Consider the following 17272-nt stretch of genomic DNA (forward strand, 5'->3'; position numbering starts at 1 on the left):
CGGACCGGCGTCAGGCGCGCGCCGCGGGCATGGGCGGCAGCCGGTAGTCGTCCTGGCTCAGCAGGTCCAGCCCGCACGCCAGCGTGGCCACCCAGTCGATGAACTGCGTCACCATCGCCTTGCCGCGGAACGACGGGCCGTGCTGCGGCACGATCCACTCGATGTCGAGCCCGCGCGCCATGTTGGCCCACAGCCGGCACGCGCGGTTGCCGCTCATGTAGCGCTGGTGGAAGGGCAGCATGGCGCGCGTGTGGGCATCGAAATCGCGCACCGTTTCGCTGGCCTCGCTCGCGCTGGTCAGGGCCGCGCCGAGGTCGCCCGAGAACAGGATCTTGCTGACCGGGTCGTAGAACTGGAAGTTGCCTTCCGAGTGCAGGAAGTGCGCCGGCACCGCCAGCAGCGTGCTCTGGCCGAGCGCGATCGGCATGCCGGCGTCGGGGATGGAGATGATGCGCCCCTCGGTGCGGCCGGCCTGGCAGAAATGCGGCAGGAAGCGCGCCCACACGCGCGAGATCGCGATGCGGCTGTCGGAGGCGGAAAGCCAGCGCCCGACCGAGGCGACGATGTCCGGGTCGGCGTGCGAGGCGAGCACATAGTCGAGCTGCTTGGGCGGGAAGTAGCGGCCGATGGCGAGGTACAGCTCGCTGTAGGTCATCTGCCCGCCGGGGTCGATCAGCGCGCCGTGGCCGTGGTCCACCACCAGGAACTGGTTGGTCTGCACCACCTCGCCGTGCTCTTCCTCGACCAGGTCGGAAAACATCAGGCAGGTGTGTCCGCCGGCGTCGTACAGCGTGATGGCCATCGCTCTTGTCTCTCCCCAAAGCGGCGAAAGTAGCGACGGCGGCGCGGTGGCGGCTTGACGCGGATCAAGGAACGGTGGAATCGGGTGCCGAATCCGGTGCCGGATCGGGTATGGCGTCCGCCGCCGGCGCGCCGGCGACGGGCGGCCGGCTAGCGCGTGGCGTTCAGCAACTGCTCGATCTTGCCGACGAACTGCTTGTCGTCCGGCTTGGTCGCGCTGTTGAAGCTGCCCGCCACCTCGCCGTTGCGGTCGATCAGGTACTTGTAGAAATTCCACTTCGGCGTGGTGCCGGACGCCTTCGCCAGCAGCGCGTACATCGGATTGGCCTCGCTGCCGCGCACGTGCGACTTGCCCAGCATCGGGAACTTGACGCCGTAGGTGTTGTAGCAGAAGTCCGCGATCTCCTTGGACGAGCCCGGCTCCTGCGAGAAGTCGTTGGACGGGAAGCCCAGCACCACCAGGCCGCGCTCGCGGTACTTGGCGTAGAGCGCCTCCAGCCCTTCGTACTGCGGGGTGAAACCGCAGTAGCTGGCGGTGTTGACCACCAGCACCACCTTGCCGGCGTACTGGCACAGGTTCTGCGGCGCCTCGTCCTGCAGGCGCGGAAACTTGAAATTGAGCGCGGCCGGGCAGGCGCCCGCGGGCTGGGCCGCGGGCGTGGGCGTGGGCGCGTCGGCGGCGCGCGCCGGGCGCGGCGTCACGATGGCGGCGGCCGCGGCGAGCGCCAGCGCGCCGGCCAGCGCGGCGGTCGATACGGTGGTCGAACGCAGCGCGCGCGGGCGCTGGGCGGGAAGACGGCGCATGGAGGGCACTCCGGGATCAGGGTGAGCGTAGTTTACGCCGACCCGCGGGCAACGATGCGCCGGGCCCCTCAATCCATCGCCAGCGCGGCGCCGTGCTCGGTCACGCTGCTGCGCAGCTCCGCGTCCGGCATGCGCCGCACGATCGCCAGCGCCAGCAGCGCGGCCAGCGCGCCGCCGGCGAAGATCAGCCGGAAGCCGGTCTCCACGCCGCCGGTGAGCGTGTCGCGCACCGCCGGCGAGAGCCGCGCCAGCGTCTCGCTGCCGTGGCGCAGCGCGCCCAGGTCCAGCGCCTGCGTCACGCCCGAGGCGTGCAGCGCGTTGTGGAAGGCCAGCGTCAGCAGCGTGCCCGCCAGCGCGCCGCCGAAGGCGCTGCCCAGCGAGCGCAGCACCAGCAGCGCGCCGGTGCCGGCGCCGGTGTCGCGGCGCTCGAGCACGTTCTGCACGCTCATCAGCGTGCCGACCATCGTCATGCCCAGGCCCACGCCGGCCACCGTCATGGCCAGCAGCTCCAGCGCCACCGGCGTGCCGGGCGAGACCGCCACCAGCCCCAGCAGGCCCAGCGCGGCGGCGATGAAGCCGCCGGTCAGGATGCCGCGCATGCGCCCCAGCCGCGGCGCCAGCCCGGCCACCACGAAGTTGCCGGCCACCGTGGACAGCAGGAACGGCACCACCAGCAGGCCCGACTGCGCCGCGCCGGCGCCGCGCACCAGCTGGAAATGCAGCGGCAGCGCGAAGATGCACAGGAAGATGTTGAGCGCCGCCATCGCGGACGCGGCCACGCCCAGCACGTAGGCGCGGTTGCCGAACAGGCGCGGCGGCAGCATCGGGTCCGCCGCGCGGCGCTCCTGCCAGACCAGCCCGGCCAGCGCGGCCACCGCCAGCAGCGCCAGCCCGGCGATCTGCGGCGACACCCAGTCGTAGACGTCGCCGCCCCAGCTCATCGCCAGCAGGAAGGCCACGATCGACACCGTGAGCAGCAGCGCGCCGCCCCAGTCCACGCGCGCCGCGCCGCCGCGCGCCTGCAGCTGGCTCAGGCCGCGGTGGCACATGAACATCGCCAGCACGCCGAGCGGCACGTTGATCCAGAACAGCCAGCGCCACGAGAGGTGGTCCGAGGTCCAGCCGCCCACCAGCGGGCCGGCGATCGACGCCACCGCCCACACCGTGGCGAGGTAGCCCTGGTAGCGCCCGCGCTGGCGCGGCGCCACCACGTCGGCGATGGCCGCCTGCGCGAGCGACATCAAGCCGCCGCCGCCGATGCCCTGCAAGGCGCGGAACAGGATCAACTGCTCCAGCGACGCGGCCAGCGCGCAGGCCACCGAGGCCAGGATGAACAGGGCGATGGCCAGCATCAGCAGGCGCCGCCGGCCGTAGCTGTCGGACAGCTTGCCGTACAGCGGCGTGGATACCGTGGAGGTGATCAGGTAGGCCGTGACGATCCACGACAGGTGCCCGAAGCCGTTCAGGTCGTTGGCGATGGCGGGCACCGCCGGGATGACCACGGTCTGGTCGAGCGAGGCAAGCAGGATGCAGAGGATGATGCCGCCGATCACGCGCATGATGTCCTGGTGGCTCAGGGCGGGCGTGGCGGGGGCGGAAGCGGAGGCTGGCATCGGGGCGGGCGGGAACGCGTAGGCCGGACGGCCGCCCGCGGCGAACCGCCGGCAACGTGTGGCGTTTGCCGGCATACAGCAGCGAACATGGCCGCAACAGGGAATTCAACCGAGCTAGTGCGTACCCGGTGCTGCGCTTGTGCGCGGCGGGCCGGCCTAATTCAGCGAACGCATAATTATATGCGGATACTGAATATCAAGTGCAAGGCTAACTCGGTTTGCGCGCTTGCGCGGAAGGCCGCCGCGGCGCGTTGCCGGACGTTGGCGTGTTTTGGGGGCTTGCTGCGGCACGGTTGCGCATCGTTGCGCACCGTTGCACGCGATTGCGCATGACCGCGGACGGAACGCAGCGTACCGGATTCAGCGGGGAAGTGTCGCGCGCAACCCGCGGCCGCCGTCCGGACGGACGGCGGCCGCGCGGGCCGGACAGGGCGGCGCTACGGGTGCACGCTGCCGGTGATGTAGTGCTCGAGCTGCTCGATGATGAATTTCTGCTCGGAGATGATATCCTTCACGAGATCGCCGATGGACAGCATGCCGATCAGCTTGTCGCCGTCCATCACGGGCAGGTGGCGCAGGCGGTGCTGGGTCATCAGCGCCATGCATTCGTCGGTGCTCTGCTCGGCGCGCACGTAGATGACCGCCGAGGTCATGATGTCGCGCACGAAGGTCTCGCGCGAGGTGCGCTGCATCAGGATCACCTTGCGCGCGTAGTCGCGCTCGCTGAGGATGCCGACGATGTCGCCCTGCGCGATCACCAGCAGCGCGCCGATGCCCTTTTCCGCCATCAGCTGCAGCGCGGCATACACCGTGGCGCCGGGCGTGATGCTGTAGATAGCCTGGGTCGGCTTGGATTCCAGAACCTGCCGTGCGGTTTTCATCACCCACTCCTTGTTCCGTCCGAAGGATTTGCAGCCTCGATTTGCCACCGCCCGCGCGCCGGCGGGTGCGTCGGGCCACGCGCGCAAGTCTTGCGCGGCGCGGCCCGGCGCTTTCAGATTAGCACTCGCGGCGCGCGTCTTACAGGGTGACGCCCACGAATCTTTGTAAAAACGCTTCAGACCAGAATGCAGGGAAATGAACAACGGCGGCGGCCCGCGCCGGCATGGTGCGCGGCGGGTAACGGCAGCAGCAACGCCAGCAGCAATGGCAGCAGCAACGCCGGCGGCTTACTCCGCGCTTTGCAGGTAGCGCAGGCGCGCTTCTTCCTCGAGGCGCACGTCCTCGACTTCCTGCAGCACCGCGTCCACGTCCACGGGCGTGTCGTCGACCGCCACCTGGCCGCTCAGCGCGATGCCGGGATGCAGCAGGCCGGCCTGGTAGAGCGCCCAGATTTCCTTGCCGTAGTGCGTGCCGTTGAGTTGCGGCGCGAACTGGCCGAAGTAGAAGGCGAGGTTGTCCACGTCGCGCTCGAGCATGGCGCTGGCGTCGTTGTTGCCGGCGGCGTCCACCGCCTGCGGCAGGTCGATGATGACCGGGCCTTCGGCATCGACCAGGATGTTGAACTCGGACAGGTCGCCGTGCACCACGCCGGCGCACAGCATGCGCACCACCTGGCCAAGCAGCGCGTCGTGGAAGGCCAGCGCCGTGGCCTCGTCCAGCGCCACGTCGTTCAGGCGCGGCGCGGCGTTGCCGGCGGCGTCCACCACCAGCTCCATCAGCAGCACGCCCTCGAAGCACAGGTAGGGCGTGGGCACGCGCACGCCGGCGGCGGCCAGGCGGTACAGCGCGTCCACCTCGGCGTTGTGCCAGGCTTCCTCGGCCACCTTGCGGCCGTAGCGCGAGCCTTTTTCCATCGCGCGCGCCTGCCGGCTGTTCTTGACCTTGCGCCCTTCCTGGTAGGTCGCGGCCTGGCGGAAGCTGCGCTGCGCCGCGTCCTTGTAGACCTTGGCGCAGCGGATCTCGCCGCCGCAGCGCACCACGTAGACGGTGGCTTCCTTGCCGCTCATGAGCTGGCGCATCACTTCGTCGACCAGGCCTTCCTCGACCAGCGGCTGCAGCCGCTTCGGCGTCTTCATCGGGCGCGGCCCCGCGGCAGCCGGCGCGCCGCCCTCACTCGGTCAGCATGCGCACTTTCACGCGCTTGCCCTTGACCTTGCCATCGTTGAGCTTGCGCACGGCCTCGCGGCCGATGCCGCGCGCCACCGCCACGTAGGTGGACATCTCCATCACGTTGATCTTGCCGATCTGCTCCTTGGCGTAGCCGGCCTCGCCGGTGAGCGCGCCGAGGATGTCGCCGGGGCGCATCTTCTCCTTGCGCCCGCCGAGGATCTGCAGCGTGACCATCGGCGGCAGCAGGCGCTCGCTGCTGGCCGGCGCCAGCGCGGACAGCGGCTGCCATTCCATCTCCACGCCGAGCTGCTGCTCGATGTTGCCCACGCGGCCCATCTCGTTCATGCTGGCCAGGCTCAGCGCCATGCCGTCCTGGTCGGCGCGGCCGGTGCGGCCGATGCGGTGGACGTAGACCTCGGGGTCGGGCGTGACGTCGACGTTGATGACCGCCTCCAGCTGCGCGATGTCGAGGCCGCGCGCGGCCACGTCGGTGGCCACCAGCACCGAGCAGCTGCGGTTGGCGAACTGCACCAGCACCTGGTCGCGCTCGCGCTGCTCCAGCTCGCCGTGCAGCGCCAGCGCCTCGAAACCCTGCGCGCGCAGCAGCTCCACCAGGTCGCGGCAGCGCGCCTTGGTGTTGCAGAACGCCAGCGTGCTGACCGGGCGGTAGTGGTTGAGCAGCAGCGCCACCGCGTTCAGGCGCTGGCCTTCCTCGACCTCGTAGAAGCGCTGGCGGATCTTGCTGTCGTCGTGCTGCTCCTTGAGCTTGATCTCGTGCGGCTTGCGCAGGAACTGCTGGCTCAGCCGCGCGATGCCCTCGGGATAGGTGGCCGAGAACAGCAGCGTCTGGCGTTCCTTCGGGCACTGGCGCGCCACGTGCGCGATGTCGTCGAAGAAGCCCATGTCGAGCATGCGGTCGGCTTCGTCGAGCACCAGCGTGTTGAGCCCGTCGAGCACCAGCGTGCCGCGCTCCAGGTGATCCATGATGCGTCCCGGCGTGCCCACGGCGATATGTGCGCCATGCGCCAGGCTGTCGACCTGCGGGCGCATCGGCGTGCCGCCGCACAGCGTCAGGATCTTGATGTTCTCCTCGGCGCGCGCCAGGCGGCGGATCTCCTGCGTGACCTGGTCGGCCAGCTCGCGCGTGGGGCACAGCACCAGCGCCTGCACGTCGAAGCGGCGCGCGTCGAGCCGGTTGAGCAGCGCCAGCGCGAACGCGGCGGTCTTGCCGCTGCCGGTCTTGGCCTGCGCGATCAGATCCTGGCCGGCCAGCGCCACCGGCAGGCTGGCGGCCTGGATCGGCGTCATGGTCTGGTAGCCGAGCTGCTCGAGCGTCGCCAGCGTGGCGGGCGAAAGGGGCAACCGGGAGAAAGAGGCGCCGGCGGCGGGCGCCGCGGCGGATTCGGGGCTTGAGTTCATGCCGGATTATAGCGGGCTGGCGCCCGCCCTCATTTGGCTGCGCCGCGGGCCTTGGCGGCGGTCCTGGTGGTGGTCCTGGTGGTGGTCTTGATTGCGGTCCCGGTGACGACTTCGGTACCGGTCTTGCCGCCGGCCTTGCCGCCTTCGTCCCACGGCGGCGGCGCCCATCCCAGGCGCGCCAGCAGCGCGCCGGCCGCCGCGGGCGCGCGCTCCTTGGCGCCGTTGATGAAGAAGACGAAGACCTCGCGCCCGCGCGCGGCCGCGGCCTTGCCTTCCACGCGCGGCAGGTCTTCGGGCGCGCCGCCCGCGGCCCAGGCCTGCACGCGGTCGCGCCACGCATCGAGGTCCGCCGGCGCGTAGCCGGTCCCGATCTTCTCGCTGCTGCACATCAGCCGCGCGTAGACGAAGTCGGCGGTGAGGTCGGCGAACGACGGGAACTTCGGCGAATCGGTAAACACCGTGGCGGCCTTGTACTTGCGCGCGAGCCTGAGATAGTCCGGCGTCATGAAGCTGTCGTGCCGCACGTCGAGCACGTGGCGCAGCTTGCGGCCTTCCACCGCATCGGGCAGCAGCGCGAGGAAGGCCTCGAAGTCCTCCGCCTCGAACGGTTTCGTCGGCGCGAACTGCCACACCACGGGGCCGAGCTTGTCGCCCAGCTCGGCGATGCCGCTGTCCAGGAAGCGCTCGACCGACTCGCCCGCCTCGGCCAGCACGCGGCGGTTGGTGGCGAAGCGCGAGGCCTTGAGCGAGAACACGAAATCGTCGGGCGTCTCGTCGCGCCACCTGGCGAACGAGGTGCGCTTCTGCGTGCCGTGATAGGTGCTGTTGATCTCGATGGCGGTGAGGTGGCGGCTGGCGTATTCGAGTTCCCGGCTCTGCACCAGCTTCGCCGGATAGAAGCTGCCGCGCCACGGCGCGAAGTTCCAGCCGCCGATGCCGACGCGGGCGCTCTGGACGCTCTGTGCGGCCGCCGCCGCGTTCTTTTTCCCGGCACTGGTTCCAGCCATGCGCGCGCATCCTTGTCAGAAAGGCAAAGCAAGAAGAAAGAAAAACCGGAAAGCGGATTCAGCAGAAACGCAGGCAATGCACCGGCGGCAGATGCGCCGTCAGCAGCTTCCAGTGCTCGCCGCCATTCTCCGACATCCACAGGCTGCCGGTGGTGGAACCCAGCGCCAAGCATTCGCCGCTATTGTCCACCGCCAGCCCGTGGCGGTCGACCACGTCGTAGGCCGGCGCGGCGGGCAGGCCGTCGTCGCAGGGCTCGAAGCTGCGCCCGCCGTCGCGCGTGCGGCTGACCGCCAGCCGGCCGTCCACGGGCACGCGGCAGTGGTCGGCGGCCAGCGGCACGAACCACGCCGTGTTGGGCCGGTGCGGATGCGCCGCCACCGTCAGGCCGAAGCCCACCGTGCCCAGCATGCCCGCCATGCCCGCCGTGCCCGCGCGCAGGCGCTGCCACGTCATGCCCGCGTCGCCGGAGCGGAACATGCCGCCGCGGTGCTGCACCCACATGGCATGCGCGTGCCCCGCGCACTGCACCAGCCGCAGCGGGTCCTGGTGCTGGCCGTGCTCGTCGCGCGACGGCGCCATGCCGGTGACGGTGCGGACCCAGCTGATGCCGCTGTCCCGCGTCTGCCACACGCCGCCGCACGACACCGCGATGGTGACGTGGCGGCTGTCGTGCGGATCCACGCAGACCGAGTGGATGCCCGGCACCTCGCAGCCGTGGCCGGCCCACGCGCGGCGCTCGGGGCGCTCCCACAGCGGCCGGTTCAGCGCCCAGTTGCCGCCTTCGTCGGCCGAGCGGAACAGGCCGCCCGGCATGGTGCCCGCCCACAGCGCGCCGGGGTCGTCCGGCCCGCCCGCCTCGAGCACCCAGATGCGCTGCAGCGCGAGCCCGCCCGGCCCGGCGCCCGACACCAGCTGCGGCGGGTAGGCCGGCAGGCCGCAGCCGTCCCAGTCCGCGTCGCGCGGCCGGCGCCGCCACAGCCGCACGCCACGCCCGCACCCAAGTGCCGCATAGAGCGTGCCGCTGCGCGGATCGGCCAGCGCCGCGCTCACCGGCGCGCCGAGGAAATGCACGGCCGCCTGCCGCCAGCCGCCCGCGCCGTCGCGCCGCCACATGAACAGGCCCTTGCCGGTGCCAACGAGAAGCTGGTCGCTCATGCCGGACTCCTGTACTAGAGCCGGCACATGGCCGGCGGCGGGGCCGATCCTTAGCAGTCTAGGAAATTCTGCCGGGAATGCGCGCGGGATCGCGCCCTGGCGGTACCCGGGGTGTTGTGGCGGATGCGCGGCAAGGCAGGGGGTGGTTTGCGCGCCGCGCTGATGAACGGGGGCTCGCGCGTCGGGCGGGTGGTGACTTCGTGGGGGCGCCGGCCCTCTCCCGCAGGCGGGAGAGGGGAGCAGACCGTTCGGCATTTGCCGTGCGTCGCCGGCATTGTCGGAAATGCCGGCAATGCCGGCGATCGCGCTACGGATTCAGCGTCGACAGCGACTTGCCCGCGGCGTACAGCGCCTTCACTTCGGTGGCATCGAGCACGCGCGACCAGAAGGCGAGGTCGTTGTACTCGGGCGCGACCGCCGTCGGCGCGGTGTAGCCGGGATAGGCGGTGCCGGTGGTGTCCTCGTTGAGCACCAGGCGCGTGTCGCGCAGGTTGGCCATCGTCAGCGTGCCGAGGTTCATGGCGGTGCTGCGCACGCCCAGCACCGGGTCGGCGATATAGGCGGTGGCGGTCTTGGCCACGGTGTCGACGGTCAGCGCGACATACACCCACTGGTTGGCGGTGAAGCCCATGAACGCATCGGCGCGGCGCGAGCCGTCGCCGAAGTTGAAGGTCATGGTGCCGGCCGAGGACTGTCCGATGATGAAGCCGCGGTTGGCGCCCGAATTCCAGTCCTTGTTGGTCAGCACCGGCAGCCACGCCTGCTGCGCGTCCGACTTGTACCAGAAGCCGACCGAGAACTGCGGCTGCAGCGGCACGTCGCTCGGCAGGTCGTAGCTGGTCCTGTCCGGGTCGATCGCCAGCGACCTGCCGCCGAAGCCGTCGTCGCCGGACAGCGGCGCCGGCGCCGGGGTCTCCAGCGCGCGCAGCGCGTCGGCGCTGCGGGTGTCGGTCAGGCCGGTGTCGAACGAGAAGAAATGCATCAGGCGGTCGAGCAGCGTGGCCGGCAGCACGATCGGCGGTACGTAGGCGATGGCCGCGCGGTAGGCGAGCGGCACCGCGCCGGCCATCACCACGTAGTCGAAGCGGTAGGTGCCTTCGGGCTTGCCAGCCAGGCCGACGTCGGCATCGACATAACCGGTGGCGTCGCCGGCGAGCGTAGCCACCTTGACGCCGTCGCGGTAGATCTCGATCCGCGCGGGCGGCGCGGCGTCCGGCGCCAGCTTCCAGCTCAGGCTGACGCTGCCGGCGTCGCGCCCGGCGCTGGCGCGCAACTGCTGCACGCCGGGCGTGCCGAGCAGCGACTGGCCCTCGATCACGTACTGCGCGGCGACCGGCGCCACGCCGAGAAAGTCCAGCACCGTGGGCGTCACGTCGGCGATGCCCGGGCGCGTGTAGAGGTCGGCCCTGGAGGCCGGCATCGCGTCCCTGGCCGAGGCGGCGAAGACGGCGTTGCCGGCGCGGTTCAGGCCGATGAAGCTGGTGTCGTCGATGGCCGCGGCATCCGGCGCGTAGTCCTTCGCGCGCATCGGGCGGCTGGTGGTGGCAACCACCAGCCAGTCCTCGCCGGGATGGGCGGTGCTGCTGGCCTGCAGCGCCGCCATCAGCCGGCCCACTTGCTGGTCCAGCGTGGCGAGGGCGCGGCGGTAGTCGCTGTCCAGGCCGCCGGCGGCCTGCGCCGGCGCGTGGAAGTTGGCCACCACCACGCCATAGTCGCGGTCGGCCACGGCGCGCAGCGCGGCGTCGGTCACGCAGGCGTCCACGCCGGCGCAGTCCACCAGGCTGTCGATGCGGCTGGCCCAGGCGTCGGCGCCCAGCTGCTGCGCGAGCGTGCTCCAGCCCGCGGCCACGGCGATCTTGCCGCCCGCGCGCGCCTGCCGCAGCCGCGCGAACAGCGTGTCGGCACGCAGCAGCTGCCCGCCCTGGTCGGTGGTGATGCCGTGCCGGTTGGCCCAGGTGCCGGTGAGCAGGGTGGCCCAGCCTGGGCCGGCCAGCGCTTCCTGCTGCGTGACGGTGCCGCTGACGCCGCCGGTGTAGGCCGGCCCCAGCGTCAGTTGCGCCAGCGCCGGCGCCTGCTGCTGCGCCAGCGCGGCGCGCAGCTCGGGATAGTTCACGCCGTCCATGCCGATCAGCAGCACGCGGCGCGTGCCGGCGGCGGGCGGCGCGTCCGCCGGCGGCAGCGCGCCGGCGGACGGGGCCGTGCCGTCGCCGCCGCAGGCGGCCAGCAGCGTGGCCAGCGCCAGCGCGCCGGCCGCGAGAGTGCGCATGGCGCGCGTTCCGATTTTGCTCATGACGGTTCCTGTGCGGGCGCGGTTCACAGCATGTCCACCGCGGCGCCGCCGATGCGCGGATCGGTCAGGCTGTGGCGGCCGGTTTCGATATGGCCCGCGAAGCGGCGCAGGAAGCCGTCGCCGGCGTCCGTGGTGAGGCGCACGTCGAACCACTGGCTGGTCGCGCTCAGGTCCCAGCTGTCCTGCTGCGAGGCGCCGGGCGCGAGATGGTAGGTGCGCGCGTCGGCGCTGTCGTAGCCGTTGGCGGCGTACATCACGCACGCCTGCTTGCCCTGGTTGACCAGCGTCAGCAGCAGCTTGCCGTTGGTGATGTCGTAGCAGGCCGCCACCTCGGGCCCGGCCTGCCCGAGCTTGCCGCGGAACTGGTTGAGGAAGCCGTTGGGGCCGTAGACGGAGAGATCGTAGCGGCCGTCCTGCGCGCCGGCCGGCTGCGGCATCCAGTTGTCGGACAGGCTCTTGCCCGCCTCGACGGTGTACTGCCACACGCCGCCGCCGTTGTTGAGCGCGTCGAAGGTGGCGGGCGGGAACACCGTGTCGTCCTGGTCGTGCGGCTTGTCCGGCTCGGCGTAACTGGTGCCGCCGTTGGCATAGACGATGAAGCCCGCGCCGGCCGCGCCGGTGTTGGCGAAATCGATCCAGAAGCGCTTGCCGTCGGCATCCGCGCGGCCATGCGCGAACAGCTCGTAGGGCAGGGCGCGCGCGCGGCGCTGGCCGACCTCCTGCACCGGGCGCGTGGGCGCGGACGGCACCGCCGGGCTCGGACGGGTGCGGGCCGCGTCGGCGTCCGCCTTGTAGTACGTGGTGTTGGGCAGGTCGGTGGGCAGGTCGCCGTTGGGCTTGGTGAAATCGAAGGCCGAGGTCAGGTCGCCGCAGACCGCGCGGCGCCACGGCGAGATGTACTCGCACGGCACGCCGAAGCGCGCCTCGATGAAGCGCAGCACCGAGGTGTGGTCGAACACCTGCGAGCACACCCAGCCGCCCTTGCTCCACGGCGACACCACCATCATCGGCACGCGCGGCCCCAGGCCGATCGGCACGCCGTTGTAGTTTTCCTCGTCCACCGACACCGTGCTCTGGCCCTGGTAGCCGTACATGGCGGTGTTGACCGGCGGCACGTAGGCCGGCATGTGGTCGAAGAAACCGTCGTTCTCGTCGTAGTTGATGATGAACACGGTCTTGGCCCACACCTCGGGATTCGAGGTCAGCGCCTTGAGCAGCTTGTCCACCAGCGCCTGGCCGGCCGCCGGCGAGGCGTCCGGATGCTCGCAGTAGGCATCCGGGCAGATGATCCACGACACCTGCGGCAGCGTGCCGTTCTGCACGTCCTGGGCGATGGCGTTGGCCAGCTCCTCGTCGTAGGCGGCCTCGTTCGAGGCCAGCTTGTTGCCCACGTAGGCGCGCCCGCGGCGGTACTCGTCGGACTGCTTGTCGAGCTTGCGGAAGGTCTTGTGGAAGGCGACGGAGTTGCAGCCGTAGTTGGAATACGCCTGGTACACGCGCCAGTCGATCTTCTTTTCCTGCAGCCGCTCGGCGTAGCACTTCCAGGTCAGCCCTTCCCAGGCCTCGTCGAGGTCCATGTTGGCGGTCCAGTTGTTGTCCAGCTCCTGGCCCTTGAGGCGCTTCCGGGTGCCGGCCTGGTAGCCGCTCATGGTGTAGACGCTGGCGCCGCTGGTGTAGTACTGGCGGTTGGGCTCGGTGTTGGCGAAGATCGAGCAATGGTTGGCGTCGCAGATGGTGAAGGCGCTGGCCAGCTGGTAGTAGAACGGCAGGTCCTTGCGCGCATCGTAGTAGCCCATCGACATGCGGCTCTTCAGCGGCACCCAGGCGTCCCAGTGCTTCCAGATGCCTTGCTCGAGCTTCCAGTTGTGGTCCGTGCCGCCGAGATGCTGCGCGTTGGTCGTGGTGGTGTCCAGGCGGAACGGCAGCACGTACTTCTGCTGCGCCTGCAGCACCGGATCGCTCTCGTACCACTGGCTCGTCTTCGGCCAGTTCGCGTAACCCACGTTGGCATAGCCGGTGCGCGCATCCGCGTTGCGCCCGGCCGGCTGATACCACACCGGCCTGCCGCTGCGCAGCGGCACCGGCTTCGGATCACCGAAGCCGCGCACGCCGTTCATGGTGCCGAAGTAATGGTCGAACGAGCGGTTCTCCTGCATCAGCACCACGATGTGCTCCACATCCTGGAGCGTGCCGGTGCGGCGGTTGGCGGAAATGGCCAGCGCGTCGCGGATGCTTTGCGGCAGCACCATCGAAGCGGCGGCGGCACCCGCCGAAGCGGCTCCGAACTTCAGAAACTGGCGACGACTCTTCAGGGACTTCGAGGACATGTGACGGCGATCCGGTGAGCTGGCTTATTTCGGGCTGACGGCAGGCGCGCAGCGGATGACCGCATCGGCCGCGGGCGCCTGCGGCGCGGGGGCCGCGGGCGTGGCAACAGTGTTCGCGCCGTCGTCGCCGCCGCCGCAAGCGGACAGGCACGACAACGTCATCAGCAACGCAAGCAGGGTCTTGGACATGGAATGGAAAGCGCGGCCCGCGCGGGCATGGGCGAACGGAAGCCGGCACGCCGACGGCCAGGAGGAAGCGCTAGGGATGGGACGGGAGCGGATTGTGGCGGGTACGTATTACGGGGGCGTGAATGAACGTATCAATACATTTTGGATTGGGGGTGGGGATTTTCTTGTTCGGGCTTTTGTGGGCCTGGCGGCTCGGGCTTGATTGGTGGTTTGGGCTTTGGGTCCTTGTTCGGACTTTCGTGGGCCTTGAGGCTCGAACTTGATTGGTGGCTTGAGCTTTGGGTCCTTGTTCGGGCTTTCGTGGGCCTTGAGGCTCGAACTTGATTGGTGGCTTGAGCTTAGGGTCCTTGTTCGGACTTTCGTGGGCCTTGAGGCTCGAGCGGTTTTGGTGGTTCGGGCTTGGTGAAGATCGTTACTTTTCTTTGTCTCGACAAAGAAAAGTAACCAAAAGAAAACGACCCCTTGCAGGGGGGCTGGGCGCTCAGACTTTATTTCTGGTGCTGGTTTCGTGGTGCGGGCGCTGGCTTCGATGAGACTGCTGACGCTACCGGTTTGCTTGCCTGCGGCATCGCGAATGGCGTTCGATTCGTGGTGGCGCTGCATGATGGCGTTGGCCCAGGCCCTTCGGGCTGCTGCCGCGACCGAGGTAGATGGGCACGTCATGGGAGCGACACTGGTTTCGTGGTGGGCGCGGTGGCCCCGGCTTGAAATGCGTCCGGCACGAGAACGCTCAACGCGAGCCGAAACCCGACACACCCGCGCCGGGTCCACCATGCCCACCACGAAACCATGAGGGTGCTATGTCGTGGTGGCTCGCGCCGGTAACGGCAGATGGCCGAACCAGCAGTACGCTCGCCATCATAGGTCTGACCACGAAACCAACACCACCAGCAGAATCGTGGCCGCCCGCACCGGTGCCGGCAGGATGCCAGCAGAACCACAAACCCCACGACGAAACCAGAAACACTAGAAACCCCAACGTTTCTGCCCCTGCCGGCCAGGCAGTCCGCTTTCTTGGCCTACTTTCTTTTCGGACAAAAGAAAGTAGGTCGCTCCGGAGGAGCGAAAGCCTTTGACTTTGACTTTGACTTTGACCTTAACGTTAAGCAGCCGACTTCGAAGCCAAATCCCTTGAAGCCGAAGTCAAAGCCGACTCTAAAGAAATCAAATACCCCCCCAATCCTATTCCCCTCCCGGCACAGGATACTTCCCCGCATTCACCACCATCTTCGCCTTCACCGCCGCATCCAGATCCACCCCCAACACATTCAGCAACTGCGACAGATAAATCGCAATATCCGCCAGCTCCTGCTCCACATGCTCCCGCTCGTCGGTCGCCATGATCCCGCGCGATTCCTCCTCGGTCTTCCACTGGAAAATCTCCACCAGCTCGGCCGCTTCCACGCTCAGCGCCATCGCCAGATTCTTGGGGCTGTGGTATTTCCCCCAGCCGCGGGCTTCGCCGAATTCGTGCGCGGCGCGCTGGAGGTTCTTGGTGTCGATCAGGGTCATGATGGTCTGCGATGCAATGGAACGAACGCTATTGAACCACGGTGCCGCGCCGCGGGCCGCGCTTAGCATGGCTTCTGCGCAAGCCGTGCGCAGATCCGCTACGATAGCGCCTCCCGAAAAAATAAAACAGGCGACAAGTTCAGATGGCGACCTCGGCAAACTGGCCACGGCTCGAAAGCGATATCCTGTCCTGCATGCCTCCCCAGGCGGAGGCGCGCATCTTCTCCGGGGAGCTGCTGTCCCGCGTGCAGGCGAAGTATGGCGAGCAGGCGCCGGGGCGCGACACCGTGATCCGCGCGCTGGACCGCCTGTGCGAGGAAGGCCTGGTCGGCAAGGAAGGACGCTCGCGCGACAAGAAATGGTGGCGCACCGGCAAGAAGGCGGTCTCGGGCATGGCGCGCCGGCCGCCGCTGGAGCTGGCCATCGCGCTGCTCACGCTGCAACGGCATGCGCCCAATCATCTCCCGAGCCACGTCATCAGCCAGCTCGAGGATTATTTCGTCGGCGCCGCCAGGGTGCTGCAGGAAAGCCCGGTGGACCCGGCGCTGGCCACCGCGCGCGCGTGGGCGGCCAAGACGGTGCGCATCGACGCCGGTTATCCGCTGCGCTCGCCGCCGATCCGCGAGGACATCCTCAACGCCGTGCGGCGCGCGCTCTATGCCACCCAGGTCCTGTCGGTCTGCTACCGCAATTCCCGGCTCGACAGCGAGGAGCCCGCCGCGTTCAACGTGGTGCCGCTGGCGCTGGTCGAGCGCGGGCCGGTGCTTTACCTAGTGGCGAGCCGCGAGCGCAGCGACGGCAGCTTCAAGCGCTACCAGCTGCGGCTGGACCGCTTCGTCCAGGCCACCTGCACCGAGGTGGCCGGCAGGGCCGACCCGGACTTCGACCTAGACGCCTACGTCCTGCACAACCAGTTCTTCTCGTTCTTCCCCGAGGCGCCGGTGCGCGTGGAACTGCGCGTCAGGGAAGACGGCGAGATCAAGAACCTGTTCCGCGAGCAGAAGCTGGCCGACGACCAGGAGATCGTCGAGGAGGAGGGCGGCTTCCGCCTCACCGCCACGGTCATTCCCTCGGTGGAGTTCCGCAACCTGCTGATGGAGCGCTCGGCCCGCGTCGAGATCCTGTCGCCGGCGCACCTGCGCAGGGAGATCGCCGGGAACCTGTCGCAGGCGTGCCGCGCCTACGCGGACGCGCTCGCATCGGCGGCGCCGGAGGCGTCAGGGACATAGGGCGTCATAGCGCCGGCACGCACGGCGCCGGCCACGGATAGGCGATGGTGATGTCGGCCGCGAGGTCGAGCGAGCCGGTGTCGCGCCGGTGCGCGCGGATGCGCTGCAGCAGGTTCGGGTTGAACGAGTCCACGTGGTCCATCACGTGCGTCTGCGCGGCCACCAGCAGGCGCGCGGGCATCGAGTACGAGCGTTCGACCGCCGTCCACAGGACCGAGACGATGCGCCGGGACAGGGCCTCGCGGTCCTGCTCCTGCTCGCGCGCCAGCACGCACAGCGCGTTCATCGACGCCAGCTCGTGAAACCCCGTGCGCCGGCCCGCGCCGGGCGCCAGCAGCGGCTCGATGGCGGTGCGCGCGAGGATGTCCAGCGCCGCGGCCAGGCTGCGCTCGCCGGCCAGCACCCAGCAGCCGTCGCGCTCGGGCGGCAGGTGCTGGGCCGAGCCCAGCACCAGGGCGATCTCGCTGGTGCCGCGCCGGCGCGCGCGGCGCATGGCGTCGACCGGGCCCATCGCGTTCCAGCGCGCGCCGCCGAACACGCCGCTCAGGCGCGTGGCATCCACGAGGTGGATGACCAGGTCGGGCCGCGGCCGGGCCTGCTCGTCCAGCGTCCACGCCAGCCGGCCCTCCAGCGACGGCAGGTCGAGCAGCAGGCCCGCGGCCTCCTGCTCGGAGAAGCCCCAGCGGCGCAGCAGCACGCGCTGCGGCCGGACCTGCGAGGTGGCGATGGCGGTGCCGGAAACGGTTCCGGGAATCGTGACGAATTGCATGGCTTGCCCTCCTGTTCTGCCGAGGAGTGCAGTGTCGCCACGCATCTGCGCATCCGGTGCGCAGATGCGGCACCGGCATGCAATCCGTCGCGGGAGGCGGGCAA

14 protein-coding genes are annotated in these 17272 nt (G+C 69.6%); 1 reads left to right on the forward strand and 13 read right to left on the reverse strand.

Going from position 1 to position 17272, the window contains the following annotated elements:
- Positions 1-10: 10 nt before the first annotated feature.
- The 12 genes from AC3WXD_RS26870 to AC3WXD_RS26925 all read right to left on the reverse strand — a co-directional run bounded on the left by AC3WXD_RS26870 (position 11) and on the right by AC3WXD_RS26925 (position 15170).
- A complete protein-coding gene (locus AC3WXD_RS26870) occupies positions 11-802 on the reverse strand; it encodes an oxygen-binding di-iron domain-containing protein (protein WP_020204649.1) in 792 nt (263 codons plus the stop codon).
- Positions 803-951: 149 nt separating this feature from the next.
- Complete coding sequence (locus tag AC3WXD_RS26875; RefSeq protein ID WP_492324991.1) at positions 952-1605, reverse strand: glutathione peroxidase; 654 nt, start codon at positions 1603-1605, stop codon at positions 952-954.
- Between the two features lie 68 nt (positions 1606-1673).
- Positions 1674-3164, reverse strand: a complete 1491-nt coding sequence (locus AC3WXD_RS26880; protein WP_020204654.1) for an MDR family MFS transporter — start codon at positions 3162-3164, stop codon at positions 1674-1676.
- 491 nt (positions 3165-3655) lie between these two features.
- On the reverse strand, positions 3656-4099 hold the full coding sequence (locus tag AC3WXD_RS26885; protein WP_020204655.1) for a CBS domain-containing protein: 444 nt from the start codon (positions 4097-4099) through the stop codon (positions 3656-3658).
- 288 nt (positions 4100-4387) lie between these two features.
- On the reverse strand, positions 4388-5236 hold the full coding sequence (locus AC3WXD_RS26890) for a PA4780 family RIO1-like protein kinase (RefSeq protein WP_492324992.1): 849 nt from the start codon (positions 5234-5236) through the stop codon (positions 4388-4390).
- A gap of 34 nt (positions 5237-5270) precedes the next feature.
- A complete protein-coding gene (gene dbpA / locus AC3WXD_RS26895; protein ID WP_020204657.1) occupies positions 5271-6689 on the reverse strand; it encodes an ATP-dependent RNA helicase DbpA in 1419 nt (472 codons plus the stop codon).
- A gap of 29 nt (positions 6690-6718) precedes the next feature.
- A complete protein-coding gene (locus AC3WXD_RS26900) occupies positions 6719-7696 on the reverse strand; it encodes a DUF72 domain-containing protein (protein ID WP_492324993.1) in 978 nt (325 codons plus the stop codon).
- Between the two features lie 58 nt (positions 7697-7754).
- Complete coding sequence (locus AC3WXD_RS26905) at positions 7755-8852, reverse strand: WD40/YVTN/BNR-like repeat-containing protein (RefSeq protein WP_492324994.1); 1098 nt, start codon at positions 8850-8852, stop codon at positions 7755-7757.
- A gap of 307 nt (positions 8853-9159) precedes the next feature.
- Positions 9160-11142: a hypothetical protein gene (locus AC3WXD_RS26910; RefSeq protein WP_492324995.1), complete on the reverse strand. Its 1983-nt coding sequence runs from the start codon at positions 11140-11142 to the stop codon at positions 9160-9162.
- A gap of 23 nt (positions 11143-11165) precedes the next feature.
- Positions 11166-13469 carry a phosphocholine-specific phospholipase C gene (locus AC3WXD_RS26915; protein ID WP_492324996.1) on the reverse strand — a complete coding sequence of 768 codons (2304 nt, stop codon included), beginning with the start codon at positions 13467-13469 and terminating at the stop codon, positions 11166-11168.
- A gap of 24 nt (positions 13470-13493) precedes the next feature.
- Positions 13494-13658: a hypothetical protein gene (locus AC3WXD_RS26920; RefSeq protein WP_492324997.1), complete on the reverse strand. Its 165-nt coding sequence runs from the start codon at positions 13656-13658 to the stop codon at positions 13494-13496.
- A 1182-nt stretch (positions 13659-14840) separates the two neighbouring features.
- On the reverse strand, positions 14841-15170 hold the full coding sequence (locus AC3WXD_RS26925) for a nucleotide pyrophosphohydrolase (protein WP_020204175.1): 330 nt from the start codon (positions 15168-15170) through the stop codon (positions 14841-14843).
- Between the two features lie 143 nt (positions 15171-15313).
- Between AC3WXD_RS26925 and AC3WXD_RS26930 the strand changes: the two genes are divergently transcribed.
- Positions 15314-16399 (forward strand): helix-turn-helix transcriptional regulator, encoded by a 1086-nt coding sequence (locus tag AC3WXD_RS26930; protein WP_492324998.1) that lies wholly within the window; start codon positions 15314-15316, stop codon positions 16397-16399.
- A 4-nt stretch (positions 16400-16403) separates the two neighbouring features.
- On the opposite strand, the gene AC3WXD_RS26935 is transcribed toward AC3WXD_RS26930, so the two are convergent.
- A complete protein-coding gene (locus AC3WXD_RS26935; protein WP_059411013.1) occupies positions 16404-17168 on the reverse strand; it encodes a hypothetical protein in 765 nt (254 codons plus the stop codon).
- Positions 17169-17272 lie beyond the last annotated feature (104 nt).

Source organism: Cupriavidus sp. FW216-B1, from assembly GCF_058789195.1.